Source organism: Allobosea sp. P4_H5 (genome assembly GCF_056400825.1).
Window position 1 is genome coordinate 206,284 of record NZ_JBFUKM010000011.1, and the last position, 16,716, is coordinate 222,999.

The 16,716-nt window shown below is 66.2% G+C and carries 20 protein-coding genes; 9 read left to right on the forward strand and 11 right to left on the reverse strand.

The window, feature by feature from the left end; all coding sequences use genetic code 11:
* The first annotated feature begins 162 nt into the window (after positions 1–162).
* On the forward strand, positions 163–624 hold the full coding sequence (gene rplM / locus AC1DS0_RS22485) for a 50S ribosomal protein L13 (RefSeq protein ID WP_091829987.1): 462 nt from the start codon (positions 163–165) through the stop codon (positions 622–624).
* 2 nt (positions 625–626) lie between these two features.
* Positions 627–1,106 carry a 30S ribosomal protein S9 gene (rpsI, locus tag AC1DS0_RS22490; protein WP_091829985.1) on the forward strand — a complete coding sequence of 160 codons (480 nt, stop codon included), beginning with the start codon at positions 627–629 and terminating at the stop codon, positions 1,104–1,106.
* A gap of 126 nt (positions 1,107–1,232) precedes the next feature.
* Here rpsI and AC1DS0_RS22495 read toward each other — a convergent pair whose 3' ends face one another.
* Together AC1DS0_RS22495 and AC1DS0_RS22500 are read right to left on the reverse strand one after the other, a co-directional pair.
* A complete protein-coding gene (locus tag AC1DS0_RS22495) occupies positions 1,233–1,817 on the reverse strand; it encodes a DUF6647 family protein (protein WP_476816481.1) in 585 nt (194 codons plus the stop codon).
* Between the two features lie 90 nt (positions 1,818–1,907).
* Entirely contained in the window at positions 1,908–2,882 is a 975-nt protein-coding gene (locus AC1DS0_RS22500; protein ID WP_476816482.1) for a LysR substrate-binding domain-containing protein, read from the reverse strand.
* A 119-nt stretch (positions 2,883–3,001) separates the two neighbouring features.
* Here AC1DS0_RS22500 and AC1DS0_RS22505 point away from each other — a divergent pair, with 119 nt between their 5' ends.
* Positions 3,002–4,327 carry an aminotransferase class I/II-fold pyridoxal phosphate-dependent enzyme gene (locus AC1DS0_RS22505; RefSeq protein ID WP_476816483.1) on the forward strand — a complete coding sequence of 442 codons (1,326 nt, stop codon included), beginning with the start codon at positions 3,002–3,004 and terminating at the stop codon, positions 4,325–4,327.
* A 258-nt stretch (positions 4,328–4,585) separates the two neighbouring features.
* Here AC1DS0_RS22505 and AC1DS0_RS22510 read toward each other — a convergent pair whose 3' ends face one another.
* The gene (locus AC1DS0_RS22510) at positions 4,586–5,950 is read right to left on the reverse strand and encodes a serine hydrolase domain-containing protein (protein WP_476816484.1); all 1,365 of its coding nucleotides are present in this window, start codon (positions 5,948–5,950) and stop codon (positions 4,586–4,588) included.
* 167 nt (positions 5,951–6,117) lie between these two features.
* Between AC1DS0_RS22510 and AC1DS0_RS22515 the strand changes: the two genes are divergently transcribed.
* Positions 6,118–6,330: a DUF3126 family protein gene (locus AC1DS0_RS22515; protein ID WP_057192263.1), complete on the forward strand. Its 213-nt coding sequence runs from the start codon at positions 6,118–6,120 to the stop codon at positions 6,328–6,330.
* Between the two features lie 12 nt (positions 6,331–6,342).
* Here AC1DS0_RS22515 and AC1DS0_RS22520 read toward each other — a convergent pair whose 3' ends face one another.
* Positions 6,343–7,065, reverse strand: a complete 723-nt coding sequence (locus AC1DS0_RS22520) for a hypothetical protein (RefSeq protein WP_476816485.1) — start codon at positions 7,063–7,065, stop codon at positions 6,343–6,345.
* A 172-nt stretch (positions 7,066–7,237) separates the two neighbouring features.
* Here AC1DS0_RS22520 and AC1DS0_RS22525 point away from each other — a divergent pair, with 172 nt between their 5' ends.
* Positions 7,238–7,567: a DUF6949 family protein gene (locus AC1DS0_RS22525; RefSeq protein ID WP_476816486.1), complete on the forward strand. Its 330-nt coding sequence runs from the start codon at positions 7,238–7,240 to the stop codon at positions 7,565–7,567.
* Between the two features lie 53 nt (positions 7,568–7,620).
* Entirely contained in the window at positions 7,621–8,151 is a 531-nt protein-coding gene (locus tag AC1DS0_RS22530; RefSeq protein ID WP_476816487.1) for a gamma carbonic anhydrase family protein, read from the forward strand.
* A 203-nt stretch (positions 8,152–8,354) separates the two neighbouring features.
* On the opposite strand, the gene AC1DS0_RS22535 is transcribed toward AC1DS0_RS22530, so the two are convergent.
* From AC1DS0_RS22535 to AC1DS0_RS22545, 3 genes are all read right to left on the reverse strand, one after another.
* Positions 8,355–8,987 (reverse strand): transglutaminase-like cysteine peptidase, encoded by a 633-nt coding sequence (locus AC1DS0_RS22535; RefSeq protein ID WP_476816488.1) that lies wholly within the window; start codon positions 8,985–8,987, stop codon positions 8,355–8,357.
* A 590-nt stretch (positions 8,988–9,577) separates the two neighbouring features.
* Positions 9,578–10,192 carry a PilZ domain-containing protein gene (locus AC1DS0_RS22540; RefSeq protein WP_476816489.1) on the reverse strand — a complete coding sequence of 205 codons (615 nt, stop codon included), beginning with the start codon at positions 10,190–10,192 and terminating at the stop codon, positions 9,578–9,580.
* A gap of 65 nt (positions 10,193–10,257) precedes the next feature.
* Positions 10,258–10,830, reverse strand: coding sequence for a PAS domain-containing protein (locus AC1DS0_RS22545; protein WP_476816490.1), 573 nt, complete (start codon positions 10,828–10,830; stop codon positions 10,258–10,260).
* A gap of 367 nt (positions 10,831–11,197) precedes the next feature.
* Here AC1DS0_RS22545 and AC1DS0_RS22550 point away from each other — a divergent pair, with 367 nt between their 5' ends.
* Together AC1DS0_RS22550 and AC1DS0_RS22555 are read left to right on the forward strand one after the other, a co-directional pair.
* A complete protein-coding gene (locus tag AC1DS0_RS22550; RefSeq protein WP_476816491.1) occupies positions 11,198–12,016 on the forward strand; it encodes a rhomboid family intramembrane serine protease in 819 nt (272 codons plus the stop codon).
* Between the two features lie 363 nt (positions 12,017–12,379).
* Positions 12,380–12,811, forward strand: coding sequence for a CBS domain-containing protein (locus AC1DS0_RS22555; protein WP_476816492.1), 432 nt, complete (start codon positions 12,380–12,382; stop codon positions 12,809–12,811).
* A 22-nt stretch (positions 12,812–12,833) separates the two neighbouring features.
* Here the strand turns inward: AC1DS0_RS22555 and AC1DS0_RS22560 are convergent, their stop codons facing one another.
* The 3 genes from AC1DS0_RS22560 to folE form a co-directional block, all read right to left on the reverse strand.
* A complete protein-coding gene (locus AC1DS0_RS22560; RefSeq protein ID WP_476816493.1) occupies positions 12,834–13,796 on the reverse strand; it encodes a patatin-like phospholipase family protein in 963 nt (320 codons plus the stop codon).
* 272 nt (positions 13,797–14,068) lie between these two features.
* On the reverse strand, positions 14,069–14,518 hold the full coding sequence (gene hisI, locus AC1DS0_RS22565) for a phosphoribosyl-AMP cyclohydrolase (RefSeq protein WP_476816494.1): 450 nt from the start codon (positions 14,516–14,518) through the stop codon (positions 14,069–14,071).
* Between the two features lie 166 nt (positions 14,519–14,684).
* Positions 14,685–15,326, reverse strand: a complete 642-nt coding sequence (gene folE, locus AC1DS0_RS22570; RefSeq protein ID WP_152014261.1) for a GTP cyclohydrolase I FolE — start codon at positions 15,324–15,326, stop codon at positions 14,685–14,687.
* A gap of 157 nt (positions 15,327–15,483) precedes the next feature.
* On the opposite strand from folE, the gene AC1DS0_RS22575 reads away from it, so the two are divergent.
* The gene (locus tag AC1DS0_RS22575; protein ID WP_476816495.1) at positions 15,484–15,933 is read left to right on the forward strand and encodes an iron-sulfur cluster assembly scaffold protein; all 450 of its coding nucleotides are present in this window, start codon (positions 15,484–15,486) and stop codon (positions 15,931–15,933) included.
* A gap of 3 nt (positions 15,934–15,936) precedes the next feature.
* Here AC1DS0_RS22575 and AC1DS0_RS22580 read toward each other — a convergent pair whose 3' ends face one another.
* Entirely contained in the window at positions 15,937–16,668 is a 732-nt protein-coding gene (locus AC1DS0_RS22580; RefSeq protein ID WP_476816496.1) for a phosphatase PAP2 family protein, read from the reverse strand.
* Positions 16,669–16,716 lie beyond the last annotated feature (48 nt).

Sequence of the window (16,716 nt, forward strand, 5' to 3'; positions counted from 1 at the left end):
CTAGATACCGTTTCTTGCATTGCTCTGAAAACAATGCGTTTTCCGCCAAGGTCGGGTATTTTCTTTGCTTGACATCGCCGGTGTGGCCGCCTATCCAGCCCCCACACCGCCGCCGGCCTGCCGGCGGCTTGTCCTTTTTTCAAGCAGCCGAAGGGTGCCGCGATGAAGACCATCTCGCTCAAGCCCGCCGATGTCGAGAAGAAGTGGGTTGTGATCGACGCCTCCGGGCTCGTCGTCGGCCGTCTCGCCTCCCTGGTGGCGATGCGTCTGCGCGGCAAGCACAAGGCCGCCTACACCCCGCATGTCGACTGCGGCGACAACATCATCGTCATCAACGCCGACAAGGTGGTGCTGACCGGTCGCAAGCGCGACCAGAAGATCTACTACCATCACACCGGCTATGCCGGCGGCATCAAGGAGCGCTCCGCCAAGTTCATTCTCGAAGGTCGCTTCCCGGAGCGCATCGTCGAGAAGGCTGTCGAGCGCATGCTGCCGCGCGGCCCGCTCTTCCGCCAGATCCTCGGCAATCTGCGCGTCTATAAGGGCTCTGAGCATCCGCATGCCGCCCAGTCGCCCGAGGCGCTCGACGTCGCGGCGCTCAACCGCAAGAACGCGAGGGTCTGACGATGGCCGAGGTTCTCCAGTCTCTCGAGCAGCTCGGTCAGGTCGCCAAGGGCGTCCAGCCCGAGGCTCCCGTCCATGTCAAGAAGGTCGATGCGCAGGGCCGCGCCTATGCCACCGGCAAGCGCAAGAACGCCATCGCCCGCGTCTGGATCAAGCCGGGTTCCGGCAAGATCACGGTCAACACCCGTGATCAGGAAGTCTACTTCGCCCGTCCGGTGCTGCGCCTGATCCTGCAGCAGCCGCTGATGCTGGTCGATCGCATGACCCAGTACGACGTTATCGTCACGGTCAAGGGCGGCGGCCTCTCCGGCCAGGCCGGCGCGGTCCGCCACGGCATCTCCAAGGCTCTGACCTTCTACGAGCCGGAGCTGCGCGGTCCGCTCAAGAAGGAAGGCTTCCTGACCCGCGACTCGCGCGTGGTCGAGCGCAAGAAGTTCGGCAAGGCCAAGGCCCGCCGCAGCTTCCAGTTCTCGAAGCGCTGATCGGCGCCAGACAGAACATTCGTTCGGGGGGCGGCAGAAATGCCGCCCCTTTTCGTTTTGACAGGTTGCCGCCGAGGCCTCGACCTCATCGAGCTTCGGCAGGGGATGATCCCTTCAACGTCGATCTCACATCGCGCAGGATGTCCTGACCAGGAGCGTGAACGGATCGATCTGGAAATCCTCTTCGAGCGATTCTCCGAATAGTCTCAACCACTTCTCCTGCAGTTCGAAAGCTGCGGCCTCGCGCGCTGCGTCGCATTCGAATTTTGTCTGGTGCGCTTCCTGAAAATGGTGAACCAGTTCGTGAACCAGGACGGACAGATCTGCTGCCGTCGCGCCGCTCCAAGTGTCTCTCAGATAGATGATGTTCTCGCGTGAATCGTATATCGAGATGATGGTTGGCTGAGCGCGTTGCGTTACGATTTCTGACGCATATTGCTTGAACCGCAGCACGGCGACTTGGTCAGCTCGTTTGAAGACGAGCCTCGGCAATGAGGTGGGGACCGGCTGCCCCAGCTTCGCGCCGACCCAGATCGCAAGGGCTTCCAGCAGCCGTCCTCCCGGATCGGGTTGCCTCTCACCGATGACGATTTCGAAGCCCGAGCCGAGGCGCAGGCGCTCGATCGTCTCGTCGCGCGCCCGGACTTCAAGAGGCAAGGATGACACGAGCGCGGCAGCGCCCGCGATCAGACAGCGTCCGACAGCTTTCATGGCAGTCGTCCGGAGCAAATGCCGTCAATTGCGATACTGGCCGTCGGCACCGCCGTGTGTGCTTCACGGGAGGATCGCCTGTTCGGCAAGCTAGCAGATCGCGGAAGCGATCCCTACCGACTTGCCCGCTCCCGCTGCATCATCCTTCAGCCATGGCGTGCACCGGGTCTCCAACGGGTCTGGTCGGGTATTGGCTTCCAGCCAGGCGACGACCTCGGCTCGCCGCGGATGCGGCTTGCCGGCTGGCGGGAACAGCGTGGTCAGCAGATCGCCGCTCGGAAGCTCATCGGCGAAGGGGGCAACCAGCCGCCCTTCGGCGAGATAAGGCGCGACGAGGCTCCTGCGGCCGATGAGGATTCCGGCCCCGCCAAGTGCGGCATCGAGCGCCAGTGCATAGAGCGAATAGGATGGGCCGCGGCCGGCATCGATCCCGCTGGCGCCGGCATGGCGGAGCCAGCGCGCCCAGTCGCCGCGCCAGACGGCGTCGTGCAGCAGGGTCTGGCCGGCGAGGTCGGCCGGCGTCCGCAGCTTGTGGGCGAGGGCTGGGGCGCAGACCGGGAACAGGCTGTCCTCGCCAAGCGTGAGAGCATTGATCGGCGGTTTGGCGAGGTAGAACAGCGCCAGGTCGAAACTGTCGTGCCGACCCGTCGGCGGATCTTCCATCGCACTGATCGAGATCGCCAACCCGGGAAAGGCCTGCTGCAGCGCCGGCAGCCGCGGCGACAGCCAGAGCTGGGCGAGGCAGGGCAGGGCGGCGATGGCGAGCGCCCGGCTGGCATGGCTCGCCTTGAGTTCCTGCACCGTCAGCGCGAGCGCATCGAAGGCGGCGCTGAGCCGTGGCCGGGCTTCCTGCGCGGCCTCCGTCAGCGCGACGCCCTGGGGCAATCGCCGGAACAGAGTCAGGCCGAGGAAGGCTTCGAGATGGCGCACCTGCTGGGCGATGGCACCTTGCGTCACCCCGATCTCCTCTGCCGCCCTTGAAAAGCTGCCGAGCCGAGCCGCAGCCTCGAAGGCGCGCAGCGCATTGAGCGGTGGCAAAGGCGGGCGGGGCGGTCTGACGGGCATGGGCGGCACGAGGTTCTAGGCCTAGATTTTCTAGGCCTCTCGGCGACGATAACTGGTTTGCATCCGCGCCGGCAAATCGCTGCAATGGCCGCACGAAACAACACTCTACGGGGATGGCGATGACGGTGAAACTGGCGCGGCGCGGTTGGGTGCCGGTGGCGAGCGAAGATTATGTGCTCCGGATCGCCGGCGAGATCGCCGGCCAGGACCGCGCGGCGCGCGAGGAGAGGCTCGCCAACCTCGTCACCGAGAACCGCACCATCCATGAGCGCGACTGCGTCAATCTTAACCCGGCAACGAACGTCATGAACCCGCGCGCCGAGGCGGTGCTGGGGCAGGGGCTCGGCACGCGCCCCTCGCTCGGCTATCCCGGCGATAAATACGAGATGGGCCTCGAGGCGATCGAGGAGATCGAGGTGATGGCGGCCGAGCTTGCAGCGCAGGTCTTCGGCGCGTCCTATGCCGAGATCCGCGTGCCCTCCGGCGCGATCGCCAATCTCTACGTCTTCATGGCGGCGGCCCGGCCCGGCGATGTCGTGATCGCACCGCCCCCCGCGATCGGCGGCCATGTCACCCATCATGGTGCCGGCGCTGCCGGGCTCTATGGCGTCGTCACCCATCCGGCGCCGATCGATGCCGACGGCTACACGATCGATGTCGAGAAGCTGCGCGAGGATGCGCGGCGGCTTCGGCCCAAGGTCATCAGCATCGGCGGCAGCCTCAATTTGTTCCCGCATCCGATCCGCGAGATCCGCGCCATCGCCGACGAGGTCGGCGCGATCGTGCTGTTCGACGCGGCCCATCTCTCCGGCATGATCGCTGGCCATGGCTGGCAGCAGCCGCTGGAAGAGGGCGCTCATGTCATGACGATGAGCACCTATAAGAGCCTGGGCGGCCCGCCCTCCGGCCTGATCGTCACCAACGATGCCGGCCTCGCCGAAAAGCTCGATGCCATCGCTTATCCCGGCCTCACCGCCAATTTCGATGCGGCGAAATCGGCGGCACTGGCGATCACCATGATGGACTGGCAGGAGTTCGGCCGCGACTACGCGGCGATGATGGCGGCGACGGCGAAAGCGCTGGCCGAAGCGCTGGCCGAGCGGCAGGTGCCGGTCTTCGCCCGCGATCGCGGCACGACGACCTCGCATCAGTTCGCGATCGAGGCGGCGCCCTATGGCGGCGGCCAGGCGGCGGCGAAGCGGCTGCGCGCCGTCAATATCCTGAGCTGCGGCATCGGCCTGCCGATCGCGGAGGTGGAAGGCGACGTCAATGGCCTCAGGCTCGGCACGCCCGAGATCGTCCGCTTCGGCATGAAGCCCGAGCACATGCCCGAGCTCGCCGGCTATATCGCCGACGGGTTGTCGAGCGCGCGTCCCGACGAGGTGATCGCCCGCGACGTGACGGCCTTCCGCCGGCGGTTTGGACGGCTGCATTATGTGAGGTGAGGCGCATACGCGGATGAAGGGCGGGGCCGATTCCCTCTCCCCTTGCGGGAGAGGGCTAGGGTGAGGGGTCTCCCGACGCCTCATCGTCATGGTCGGGCTTGTCCCGACCATCCACGTCTTTACTTTGCCGATCGCGCGCGGTGTTCAAGACGTGGATGCTCGCCACAAGGGCGAGCATGACGGGTAGACCTGCGCGACCCCTCATCCGGCCCTTCGGGCCACCTTCTCCCGCAAGGGGAGAAGGGGAGCTGTGGCTCTTCAGCCGCCATAGCGCCCCAGCATCTCAGCCTTCAGCGCATCCTCAGTGATCACCTGCGCGGCGCCGAGCCAGGCTTCTTCGATCTCGCCCGTTGCATTGCGGACGAGGCGAGCCGGCTCGCCCGGGCTGGCGAAGGCCGAGGCCTTGACGATGCGGCCCTGGTCTTCGCCCTCCGGTATGATCTCGCCGGCGTCGAAAAAGGGATTGAACAGCGCCGGATTGGCCATCAGCACCTTGCCGTCGACCGGGACGAGGTCGCCGGCGCCCCAGATCGTCCAGAGGCGCTTGCGCCAGCGCTTGGTCGCCGGCGTCGGCGCGCCATATTCGGCGAAGGTCCGGAAGATCTGGATCACGCCGTCGAGCCAGGGATGGGCGAGGCCGTCGATGGCATTGGTCAGCACCGAGACGGTGAGGCCCTGTTCCGGCACGGTGGCGGTGCGGGTGATGAAGCCCTGGAAGCCGCCGGAATGGCCGACCCAGTCCCAGCCATCGCCACCGCCCGAGATGGTACCGAGCCCATAATGCCGGCCGAGGCTGCTCTCGGCGTCGGGCCAGAGCCGGCGCGTCATCTCGCGGCGGCTGAGCCCTGACAGCACGCTGCGCTCGGCCTTGGGGGAAAGCTGGGCAATGTAGCGGGCGATATCGGCCGCGGTCGCGACGAAGCCGGCGGCCGAGACCATGGCGTTGCCGGGATTGTCGGCCGGGATCACCACGCGCCGGCCGAGCGGCTGCGTGCCGCTATGGCCCTTCGCCATGGGCCCGTTCCAGAGGGTGATATCGGGCCTGGTTTCCTTCAGCCCGGCAGGCGTGACGATCTCGCGGGCGATCCAGCCGGCGTAAGGTTCGCCGGTCACCGCCTCGATGACGAGGCCGAGCAGGCCGAAGCCGTGATTGGAGTATTTGAGGCGCTGCGAGCCCGGAAAGACCGGCGGCCGGGCGAGGTCGGCAAGCAGCTCGTCCTTGCGCAGATAGGGCTTGCGGTCGAAGAACTGGCCGCAATCGACGCCGTCGCGCAGGAGGCCGGCGCTGTTGGAGAGAAGTTGGGTGAGCGTCACCGCCGCGACTTCGGGGTGCAGGCCCTCGACATAGGCACCGGCCCTGTCGTCGAGGCGCAGGCGCCCTTGTTCGACGAGGCGCAAGATACCGGCGGCGGTGAAGCTCTTCGAATGCGAGGCGATGCGGAAGCCATGGCGCGGCGTCAGCGCCTCGCCGGTCGAGAGGTCGGCGCTACCGAAGGCGGCTTCCAGGACGATCTCGCTACCGTCGGCGACAGCGACCGCGCAGCCGGGCTGGTCATGGAGGCGGCGCTGGAATTCGAGCCAGCTTGCGACATAGTCGAGCGCGGCGGGCAACCAGGGCTTCATCGGGGAATCCATCCTCGATCAGGGGGAGGCGAAGCTTGGCACAGGCGACGATGCCGCGTCAGCGCCGCGAAGCGCAGGAGCCATGCATTGTTGGCGGAAACGCCTTCGTCCTTGCCCTCGCGGCTCACGCGTGGCATCCGTCCGCGCCACACATAAGGATCGTCATCGTGGACAAGACCGAACTCGCCAAGCTCGAAGCCTATCTCCGCCGCACCTTCGCCAACCACAACATCAGCGTGCGCGCGCGGCTGAAGAAGACCGATTCGGCCGAGGTCTACCTCGCCGACGAGTTCATCGGCATCATCCATGTCGACGACGAGGACGGCGACCGCTCGTTCAACTTCACCATGGCGATCCTCGACGTCGATCTCGAGGACTGAGGGCTCAGGCGCTCAGCGCATCAGCCCGTCGATCGTGCGGCGGACGCCACCGAGCATGATCTGCCAGTCGGCGACGATGGCGCGCGGGAAGCGGATGTTCACATCGACGCCGCGATGGCGGAAGGTCACGCGGCAAGGTTCATCGAGGCCGCTCTGGGCGGTCTCGACCGGGCAGCGCGCCGCAAAGCCGCGCGCATCCGGCACCGAGACATAGAGCTCGTCGCCCTCATAGGGCGAGCCCTTGCGGAAGCCGCGCACCACCAGCCCGCCCGGATTGGACCAGACCGTCGGCGTCAGGAAGCGGGCATAGGTCGAGAGCTGCGTTGCCGGCTCGTTGACCTTGTCCGGTGGACTCAATGTCACCAGCAGGCGGTGCCTGGTGTCGGGCATCACCGGCCCGAGGCTCGGCCAGTCCAGTCGCAGGCGCGCCATGCCGACCAGGCGTCCATCCTCGCCATCGGCGCCGGTCAGGTTCTCCGGGATCGCCAGCACGACCTCGCCGACCCGCGACGCCTGCAGGTCGGTGCCGGCGTCGGGATTGGGGCGGGTGGCGAACAGGGCAAGCCCGGTGCCTGCCAGCCCGAGCACGACGATCGCGGCCGCAAGCCGCAGCAGAGCCCGGTCGCCGCGCGGCTGGGCCGGGGCGGGGCGGCGCTTGAGATGGTTGCGGATCAGCGCCGCGACATCGGTGGCGCTGGCGAGCGGCTGGGTCTGGTCGGGCGCGTAGAGGCTCATCGGATTCGTCCCCGGGGCCGACGCGCGGCCCTGTCAAGGAACTGAAACAGAGCCGCCTTAACACCCCGTAAACCATGTCGGCGCCGGTGTGGTTAACCAAAGGTTAAAGCTTCGCTTTCGCAGTGATCGTCCTTGCGCCATGGTTCGGCAGCATCCGTTGGAAGCCGCGCCCGTGACGCTCGAACCCTCCGCCATCGAAGCCTTGAAATCGCTGGTCCTCGGCTTTGCTTTTGCCGGCCTGCTGGCGAGCGCCTTCGAATTGTTCACGCACAAGCGCGCCGGCTTCGAATTACTGCAGGGCGGCGGCGTCGGTGCCGTGGCGAGCGTGCCGGTGGTGGTGTTCAGCGCGCCCTTCCTGATCCTGCGCAACACCGTGCGCGGACGGAAGATCGAGGGACGGCCCTTCTTCTTCGTGATGGCGGCGAGCATGATCGCCTCGCTCTGGAGCCTGATCAGCGGCCGGGTTGTGCTCGACATGCTGATGATGCTCGGCGCCGCTTGACGGGCAGGGCGCCGGCCCTGCAATCCTCCAGGTGAAACTTCGGAGGATACGCCATGCCGCTCTATTCGCTCGACGGGACCGCGCCCGAGACGCCGCCGCAGGGGGAATGGTGGCTTGCGCCCGACGCCCATGTGATCGGCCGCGTCCGGCTGGCGAAGGATGTCGGGATCTGGTTCGGCGCCGTGCTGCGCGGCGACAATGAGTGGATCGAGATCGGCGAGGCCACGAACATTCAGGAAGGCTGCGTGCTCCATACCGACATGGGCGCGCCGCTTCGGATCGGCGCCGGCTGCACCATCGGCCACCGCGCCATTCTGCATGGCTGCATCATCGGCGAGAACAGCCTGATCGGCATGGGCGCGACCGTACTCAACCATGTGAAGATCGGCCGGAACTGCCTGGTCGGCGCCAATGCTCTGGTGACCGAGGGCAAGGAATTCCCGGACAACTCGCTGATCGTCGGCTCGCCGGCGCGCGCGATCCGGACGCTCGACGAGGCCGCCGCCGCGGGCCTGCGTGCCTCCGCCGCAGGCTATTCCGAGCGCTGGAAGCAGTTCGCCAAGGGCATGAAGCGGATCGATTGACCGCCCGTTCTGCGCCGCGGTTCCACTACTAAAAAAAAGAAGCGGGCCGGCTCCCGGGGAAGGAGCCGGCCCTGGACGATGCCCGGTCGGGGACGGGTGGGTGGGGACGTGACCGGACTCGTCGTCTGGTGGCGAAGCCCGTCTAGACTTCGCCGGTCTGGTATTCGCGTCGGGTTTCGTCCCCGCCCGACGCGTTGTCTGGTTCAGCGCAGCGAAGCCACCGTCGAGGTCGAGAGGCCGCCGAGCGAGGCCCAGCCGGTACGGGCCTGGGATTCGCGCTTGACGTAGGTGTAGCCGGTCTGGCTCCACGGCAGGATCGCGTTGCGCTTGTTGTCGAGGATGAAATCGCCGCGGTCGGTGCGGATCATCAGTACGGCATGGCCGGCATTCTCCTCGTCGATCACGACGGTGACGCGCATGGCACGGCGCGGCAAGCCGGCCTCGGCGAGGCGCTGGCGCTTCAGCAGGACATAGTCCTCGCAGTCGCCCTTGCCATCGGTTGGGATGTCCCAGCGGTCGACCACGCCCCAATGGTCCTGGTCGGTGACGGCCTCGATCTCGCGATTGGCCTTGAGATTGGCGGCGACGATCAGCTTCCAGGTCTTGGCCGTCAGCTCGATCTGCTCGGCCTCGCGGGTGTCGACGGCGCATTCGCTTGGGCTGCGCTTGCAGAAGTCGACCCAGGCGTAAGGCGCTCGGGCCTCGCCACCGGCGACGATCGGCGCGCTGGCGACCGGCACGCTGCTGGTCTGCTGCGCCTTAGCGCCGGTCACGCCGGCGAGGGTGATGATGGTAGCAGCGGCCAGGCCGCGAAATCCCCGAAAACCCGAAAACATGTCGTCCCCTTTCCTGTCCCGGGAACGACCATGCTCTTGGGCTGTAGAGATCGCTTGAAATGAAAGCGCGCAATTTTACTGAAATCGAGCCTATTGAAGATCAAAGTACTTACAGAAAATAACGTATAAAGCCGAGGGTAAGAATTTTCAGCGCTCGTGCTAGAAGTCCTTAACCATGGATGTCCTTAACCATCCAGTCTCTTAACCATGGGATGCGGCCTCACTCAGCCGAGTGGTCGGCCTTGAACGTGGATGAGGAGCGCGGGAAACCCTTCTCCCGTGTGGGAGAAAGGCAGGGGTGAGGGCCTGCCCCATCCGTTGAAAGATCAACGGCTCCGTTGCGCTCTACCAATCAGCGGCGGTCTCTCACCCCTGCCCCTCTCCCATCCGAGAGAGGGGTTCTGCGCGCGCTGTATCCGTCGCGGGTCTTCCGGAGGCCCGCACGGGTTTTCAGCCCCGCGCTGAAATCAGCCGGAGAGCTTTGTCAAAAGGCTGCATGTGATGAGCCGACCCGGTTGCTCGCATGGCCGCCGCATGCAGCTCATCCGGAACGGGCTTTCAACGGGAAGAAGAAGCGCGCTGGTCCGCGCTCAGAGCTCGAGATTCTCGTCGAGCACGTCGGCCGAGAGCGGCATGCGGAACTGCGCGGCGTAGCCGCCGTCGAAGCGGCGCACGATCATCGCCGCGGTACTGCCGAGCCGGACCGCCGTGCCCATCTCGAATTGGTGATCGCTGGCGAAGGCTGCGCCCGAGAGCGAGATGTCGATCAGTCGGACCGCATACTCGCTGCCGTCTTCCTGGGCGATGATGCAGCGCGGGTTGCGCGGGATGATGCGCTCATGGCGCCGATCCTCGGGCAGGCCGAGTTCGTCGCGATTGGCGAGCCAGGTCAGCTGTGCGGTGAATTTCTCGCGTTTGCGGCTTGTCGCGGTGATAGTCATCGCGAATCCGGCGGGGGTGGTGCGTACCGCCGTGCCCTCGATTCGTCCCAGATGCTCCAGGTAAACGATGACGCGGTCGCCGATCATCGGCTTGGCCGGCGCGACCATGTGCAGCCCGCCCGGCGAGATGTCGGTGGTCTGGCAGGGATATTCCATGCGGTTGGGCAGCATGTAGCGTCCAAGCAGGACGACTTTCATGCGCTGATGGCGCCGGCGCTCGACCGGGACCGAGCCCGTCTTTGGATTGTGGGGCGCCGTGAGCATTGCAAACTCTGTTTCTACCAGAGTGATGCTACCGGCTCGCGGGTTAAGAGCACGTTAGAGCGTTCTCACACACGTCCACCGGGTAGGAGCATCAGCTTCGGCCTCTTGTCCTGGGCAGCAGCTTCGGTCGGGCGCTGCGTGCGCGCATCGGGCCAGATCATCCTGAGCGAGATCATCCGCATCGATTCGAGCGTGTCGAGGCCGAGCCATTCCGGCGACAGCGCCGGCGAGAACGCGCCGAGGATGCGGGCATGGGTCCGTCCGCGATAGCGCAGTGGCAGCAGCAGCAGCTCGAGATGGACGCTCGCGCCGTTCTGCGTCTGGGCCGAAAGCCCGGCGACGGCGCCCGCCGTCTCGTCCATCACGGTCTGGACCAGGCGGCGCATGTCGCCCTGTGCCTCGACATCGGGCCAGAGTGCCGCGAAGGCACGTCCGCGCAATTCGCGCCCGAACAGGGCGCAAAGCCGCGTCCCGGCCAGGCGGAAGACCGGCCCGATCGGCTCGTTCTCCAGCACGAAGGTGTCTGCCAGCGCATGGCGCAACGCGCCCGGCTCGATCTCGCCCCGTTCGGGGGCGCTCCGTTCGCCGCGCAACGTGTCCCAGTAGTCGAAAACCAGGCGAGTGCTCGGATTCTTCATGTCGTGTCCAGTCCGGTCTGCGCTGTCCCTGATCGTGCGAATGCGTGTCAAATCGGATCGCTTTCGTTCGAGGTGGGGACTGTCGGGCCCTTGCGAATCGGGACGACGCAGCCCGCATGCCGTCTTGCCACGCGATCCGGACAGGGGGAGGCGGCAGGGGTCGTTAAGGTTAAGCAACGGTTAAGCTTGTGGAAGATCCCTAAAATGCCGCATAAATCCCCTGTCGAATTCGAGCCCGCACCAAGCGTCCGGGCTCACTGGAAAAGGCGGGGGCGCGGGGGCGTGACCGGCCGGGGAGGAGAGGGGAGAGCGCTCGCTCTCCCCTTTTCTGTTGCCTGCCGCAGGCCCATGCGCCAGTGAGGGCGGGATGTCGGCGAACCCAGACGATCCATATGGCCCGCCAGTGCGCGAGCCGGTCTTCAACCTGCCCGGCGTCGTCGTCTGGCTGATCGCGGCCCTGGCGCTGATCCAGGGCGCGCGCGAGCTGCTTAGCGAGCGCGACGATTTCCTGCTCGTCTCCTGGCTGTCTTTCGTGCCGGCGCGCCTGACGCTCTGGTTCGCGCCGGAGCGCCTGGAGGAGATCGCCCGCTCGCTCGGCACCTCCGGCACGCCCGATTTCGTCCAGCGCCTGCAATTGGTCCGCCTGCTGCTGGCCGATGGCGGCGGCCAGCTCTGGACCCTGCTCAGCTATGGGCTGCTGCATGGTTCCTGGCTGCATCTGGTCTCGAACGTCGTCTGGCTGGCCGCCTTCGGCAGCCCAGTCGCACGCCGGCTCGGGGCCGGGCGCTTCCTGCTGCTGATGGCGGTGTCCACGGTCGCCGGCGCCCTGTTGCACTGGTGGTCGCGCGAGCTCGACGTCTTGCCGCTGGTCGGCGCTTCGGCCGGTGTCTCGGGCGCGACGGCTGCGGCGATCCGCTTCGTCTTCTCGCCGGGCGTGCATTTCGGCGGGCTCGGCCATGACGAGGTGGTCCGTGCGATTCCGGCCGAGCGGCTCGGCGGTCTCTGGCGCAATTCGCGGGCGCTGCTGTTCGTGGTGATCTGGTTCGTCACCAACATCCTGTTCGGTGCCGGGCTGGTGCCGATCCTCGGCGAGGAGACCAGCATCGCCTGGGAGGCGCATATCGGCGGCTTCCTCGCCGGCCTTCTGCTGTTCCCGCTGCTCGATCGCGGGCCGGTCCGCCGCTAGAGCAGGATGCGAAAAAGTGGGAACCGGTTTTTCGCATAGATCCTGCTCTAACTCTTTGATGAGAGACGGATTCAGATTTCAGATGGCATCGCTTTGCAATTCCATCTGAAATCATCCGGCTCTAGAGCACGCACCGATCAGCTGACATCGCAAGCTGATCGGTGAATCCGGCTCTAGCCGCAACCGCAGCGCGCAGGCTTTCGATGCGAGCGCCTTGCCGTCGCCTCAGACTTCGCTCACAGTCGAATGAGTCCAAGCTAGCGTCGTATCGCGGACGCAACGATCCGCGTTCTGGCGCTGCTTACGTCGAACCCATCAAACGAGCGCCGGTCAACGGTGCCGCTACCGTTGGAGGAGAAGTCGATGAACGTCGTTCATATTCTCGGCAACAAGGGCGCAGAGGTGATCTCGGTGCAGCCCCACCGGACGCTCGGCGAAGCGGCGCGGACCTTGGCGGAGAAGCGGATCGGCGCGGTGGTCGTGACCGGCGCCGATGGCAGTCTGCTCGGCATCCTGTCGGAGCGCGACATCATCAAGGCCTTGGGCACGGATGGCGCCGCGGCGCTGGAGACGCCGGTGTCGCGCGCCATGACCGCCAAGGTCGTGACCTGCCGGCCGGACACCAGCATCGACGATCTGATGGAGATCATGACCTCGGGCCGCTTCCGGCATGTGCCGGTGGTCGATAACGGCCGGGTCGCCGGCATCGTCTCGATCGGCGACGTGGTCAAGCATCGGGTCGCCGAGATCGAGGCCGAGAGCCGGGCGATGCGCGACTATATCGCGATGGCGTGAGGCGCCGAGCCGCGGCCTGCCGCTAGTTCAGCGGCAGGTGATTGGCCGCGACGATCGCGGCGATCTCATCCAGCGCGCGTTCCGTCGCTTGCCGGCCGAGCGCGATCGCTTCGTCGGCGCGGTGGAAGTCGAACAGGCCGACGCGGCCGAGCTTGGGGCCGATCATCACATCCGGTGGATCGCCGGCGAGACGCGAGCGCGAGATTCGGTCCTGGGTGATGTTGAAGGCGTCGATCATCACGCCGGCGAGGCCCGGCTGCTGCTCGTGATTGGCCTTGCCGACGATCCCGCGCATGCGCTCGCGCATGCCGCCGAACCAGCCGGTCGCCTGGCGCTGCTCGGGCTCCGGGTCCGGGTCCGGGTCGGCGCCGTAGGACTGGATTACCGTGCCGCGGCCGGTCATGTCGCTATTCAGGTTGACGCAGAGCACGACGTCGGCGCCCAGCGCCCGCGCCACCGTGACCGGCACCGGGTTGACCAGCGCCCCGTCCATCAGCCAGCGGCCGCCGAGCTTCACCGGGTCGAACACGCCGGGCAACGCGTAGGACGCGCGCAGCGCGTCGACTAGCGAGCCGCGGGTCAGCCAGATCTCATGGCCGCTGCCGAGTTCGGTCGCGACGGCGGCGTAAGTCTGCCTGAGATCGCTGATCTGCAGGCCGGCGAGGTCGCGTTCGAGCAGGCGCTTCAGTCGGCCGCCCGAGATCAACCCGGCGCCGCCGAGATGGAAATCCATCAGCCCGACGACGCGGCGCTTGGTCAGGCCGAGCGCGAACTCACGCAGCGGCTCCATCTTGCCGGCGGCGTAGCAGCCGCCGACCACCGCACCGATCGAGGTGCCGGCGATCACTTCGGGCGCGTAGCCCGCCTCGGTCAGGACATCGAGGACGCCGATATGCGCCCAGCCGCGCGCGGCGCCGCCGCCAAGGGCGAGGCCGATCCGCGGCCGGCTGAGGCGCGGAGCAGGTTCTGAAACGAGATGGTTCATCGCAGCTCCGCCGCCGCCAAATCCAAAGGCCCGTCTGGCGATGTTCTCCAGTCTCATCGGCGCGATCCCTCCGCGGGAGGACTTCAGGATCACGCCAGCCGATGAGCGAAAGATGAACGGCGCCGGGACCCTAGGCGGCTATCAGTCGCTTTTGAAGGAAACATGAAAGCTTGGTGAAAGGATTGCCAACGAAGCAGGCCGCGGCGGGTCAGAAGGGTTAGAGCCGGATCCGATCAGGTTGAATCAACCTGATCGGTGAATCCGTCTCTCACTTAGGATTTGGAGCCCGTTCCGACCAGCTTGCCATGCAAGCTGGTCGGAACGGGCTCCAGTGGTCCGTCCGCAGCGGTGCCGACCGGCTTAACCCGATAGAAGCAGCTATGGCGGCCGGTGTGGCAGCAGCCGCCATCGCCGCCGACATTGACCTTGATCCAGATCGCGTCCTGGTCGCAGTCGATCCGCATCTCGACAACGCTCTGCAACTGCCCGGAGGTCTCGCCCTTGTGCCAGAGCGCCTGGCGCGAGCGCGACCAGTACCAGGCTTCGCCCGTCTCGATGCTCAGGCGCAGCGATTCGGCGTTCATATGCGCGACCATCAGCACCTCGCCGGTCACAGCGTCGGTGGTGACGCAGGTGACGAGGCCGTCGCGATCGAACTTGGGGGCAAGGACCGTACCCTCTTCGATCTCGGCTTTGGCTGAAAGGGTGGGGAAGGCGGTCATGTCGAAATCCTGACGGTGAGGTCTCGCATATACGGCAGGTAACGTGAGCCGTCATTCTCGGGCGGCGTGAAGCGCCGGCCCGGGAATCTCAGGACCAGAAGACACTGGTTTCCGAGATGCTCGGGTCAAGCCCGAGCATGACATGTGGATGACGGGTGCTGTCGTTTCACAACCCCGGCGACTTCACCATGGTGAAGAAGCGCACCTGCTCGGCGGGATCACGGAAGCGGCCGGTGTACTGCGTCGTCATCGTCGATGAGCCCTGCTTCTGCACGCCGCGCATCGACATGCACATGTGCTCGGCCTCGACGAGAACGGCGACGCCGCCCGGTTTGAGCGTCCGCTCGATCGCTTGGGCGATCTGCGCCGTCATCGTCTCCTGCGTCTGCAGGCGGCGTGCATAGACCTCGACGACGCGGGCCAGCTTCGACAGGCCGACCACGCCACCGTTCGGGTAATAGCCGATATGGACCTTGCCGACGAAGGGCACCATGTGGTGCTCGCAATGCGAATAGAACGGGATGTCGCGCACGAGGACCATGTCCTTGTAGCCGTCGACCTCCTCGAAGACCCGTTCGAGCATGTCGCCCGCGTCCTCGCGATAGCCCTTGTAGAACTCGCGATAGGCCTTGGCGACGCGCTGCGGCGTATCGAGCAGTCCTTCCCGCGACGGATCGTCGCCGGCCCAGCGGATCAGCGTGCGCACGGCCTCCTCGGCCTCGACCTGCGTCGGCTGGGTGATGATGAACTTGTCTGCGGAGGGGCTGCGAGCCCGCTCTACGGACAAGGACTTAACCACATTATCCATGTGGAGCCTCCCGTTTCGGTTTGCGCCGGTCTTGCGACCGGCAGGTCAGACAAGTTCGCCCGCTCGTCCAGCGATGTGACACGCTCTCCCTAAGAGCGCATCGGCACTCTATATTGGTTGCGAAAGCCGGCAACTCCAGACCCGGCCGGGGCAACCCATGCTGAACGACGTCTACAACAAGCGAATCCTGGAATTGGCAGGAAACATCCCGCTGCTCGAGCGCCTGCCGGTGCCCGATGCGACGGCGACGGCCCATTCGCGCCTCTGCGGCTCGACGGTCACGATCGACCTGACCATGGACGAGGATGTCGTCTCCGGCTTCGGCCACGATGTCCGCGCCTGCGCGCTCGGCCAGGCCTCGTCCTCGATCATGGCGCGCCATGTCGTCGGCTCGACTGCCGCCGAATTGCGCGAGGTCCGCGAGCAGGCCCGCGCGATCCTGAAGGAGGGGGCGGAGCCGCCGGGCGGCAAATGGGCGGATCTCTCGGTGCTCGTGCCCGTGCGCGATTTCAAGGCGCGCCACGCCTCGACCATGCTGACCTTCGACGCGGTGGTCGACGCGATCGGCCAGATCGAAGCGAAGCGGCGCGAGACTGTGGCGGGCTGAAGGTTATTTCAGCCCGAACGCCTGGCGGATTTCCGGTTTCGTCTCGTCATAGCGGACCTTGAAGGCCTTCTCGGCCAGCAGTGCCTTGGCGACGACGCGGCCGATCTTGTCGCCGGCTTCCAGGTCGGTGGGGTAGTGGAAGCCGCAGATGAGACGGCTTTCGTCATAGCTTTTCACCCGCTCCTCGAACTTGTCGGCGAGTTCGGGGACGGCGTCCGAGAGCAGCGTGGCATAGAGCGCCGCGGTCGCGGCATGTGCCGAGGGGAAGGAGGTTCCTTCCGGCCGTCCGCCGGGGCAGGGCTTGACCCTGACCTTGTTCCACATCTGGAACGGCCGGATGCGGCTGGTCAGGCGGTTGACGCTCTTCAGCAGGATGGCGAGCTCGACCTGCGCCTCGCGCATCAGCAGCCGCGTTTCGCGATGGGTGCCGTCGATATAGTTGTGGTCCATGCCTTTCAGGAAGGCATTGAACGTCTGGTACTGGTCGGCGATCGCCTGCTTCTCGCGCTCCGGCGTGCGGGCCGAGGAGAGGGCGAGCACCTTCTCGAACTCGGCGCGATGCTCCGGCGAGTTCTGTGCCGGGGGCAGGCCCATCACCTTGGTGACGTCGATTTTGGCGGCGTCGAGCCAGATCAGATAGGCTCGCTGCTGTGCCGCTGCGGGCGTAGCCAGGGCGAGCGCGAGCAGCGGCCCGCAGAGGGCGGTGGCGAAGGCAAGGAAGCGTGCGCGCATCATGACCAGGATCTGGGAAGGCGGGATCGAAGAGGGGCGATGGAAGTTCGG

Coding starts and splice junctions, on each gene's coding strand:
- rplM (WP_091829987.1), top strand. CDS start 163: ATGAAGACCATCTCGCTCAAGCCCGCCGATGTCGAGAAGAAGTGGGTT.
- rpsI (WP_091829985.1), top strand. CDS start 627: ATGGCCGAGGTTCTCCAGTCTCTCGAGCAGCTCGGTCAGGTCGCCAAG.
- AC1DS0_RS22495 (WP_476816481.1), bottom strand. CDS start 1,817: ATGAAAGCTGTCGGACGCTGTCTGATCGCGGGCGCTGCCGCGCTCGTG.
- AC1DS0_RS22500 (WP_476816482.1), bottom strand. CDS start 2,882: ATGCCCGTCAGACCGCCCCGCCCGCCTTTGCCACCGCTCAATGCGCTG.
- AC1DS0_RS22505 (WP_476816483.1), top strand. CDS start 3,002: ATGACGGTGAAACTGGCGCGGCGCGGTTGGGTGCCGGTGGCGAGCGAA.
- AC1DS0_RS22510 (WP_476816484.1), bottom strand. CDS start 5,950: ATGAAGCCCTGGTTGCCCGCCGCGCTCGACTATGTCGCAAGCTGGCTC.
- AC1DS0_RS22520 (WP_476816485.1), bottom strand. CDS start 7,065: ATGAGCCTCTACGCGCCCGACCAGACCCAGCCGCTCGCCAGCGCCACC.
- AC1DS0_RS22530 (WP_476816487.1), top strand. CDS start 7,621: ATGCCGCTCTATTCGCTCGACGGGACCGCGCCCGAGACGCCGCCGCAG.
- AC1DS0_RS22535 (WP_476816488.1), bottom strand. CDS start 8,987: ATGTTTTCGGGTTTTCGGGGATTTCGCGGCCTGGCCGCTGCTACCATC.
- AC1DS0_RS22540 (WP_476816489.1), bottom strand. CDS start 10,192: ATGCTCACGGCGCCCCACAATCCAAAGACGGGCTCGGTCCCGGTCGAG.
- AC1DS0_RS22545 (WP_476816490.1), bottom strand. CDS start 10,830: ATGAAGAATCCGAGCACTCGCCTGGTTTTCGACTACTGGGACACGTTG.
- AC1DS0_RS22550 (WP_476816491.1), top strand. CDS start 11,198: ATGTCGGCGAACCCAGACGATCCATATGGCCCGCCAGTGCGCGAGCCG.
- AC1DS0_RS22555 (WP_476816492.1), top strand. CDS start 12,380: ATGAACGTCGTTCATATTCTCGGCAACAAGGGCGCAGAGGTGATCTCG.
- AC1DS0_RS22560 (WP_476816493.1), bottom strand. CDS start 13,796: ATGAACCATCTCGTTTCAGAACCTGCTCCGCGCCTCAGCCGGCCGCGG.
- hisI (WP_476816494.1), bottom strand. CDS start 14,518: ATGACCGCCTTCCCCACCCTTTCAGCCAAAGCCGAGATCGAAGAGGGT.
- folE (WP_152014261.1), bottom strand. CDS start 15,326: ATGGATAATGTGGTTAAGTCCTTGTCCGTAGAGCGGGCTCGCAGCCCC.
- AC1DS0_RS22575 (WP_476816495.1), top strand. CDS start 15,484: ATGCTGAACGACGTCTACAACAAGCGAATCCTGGAATTGGCAGGAAAC.
- AC1DS0_RS22580 (WP_476816496.1), bottom strand. CDS start 16,668: ATGATGCGCGCACGCTTCCTTGCCTTCGCCACCGCCCTCTGCGGGCCG.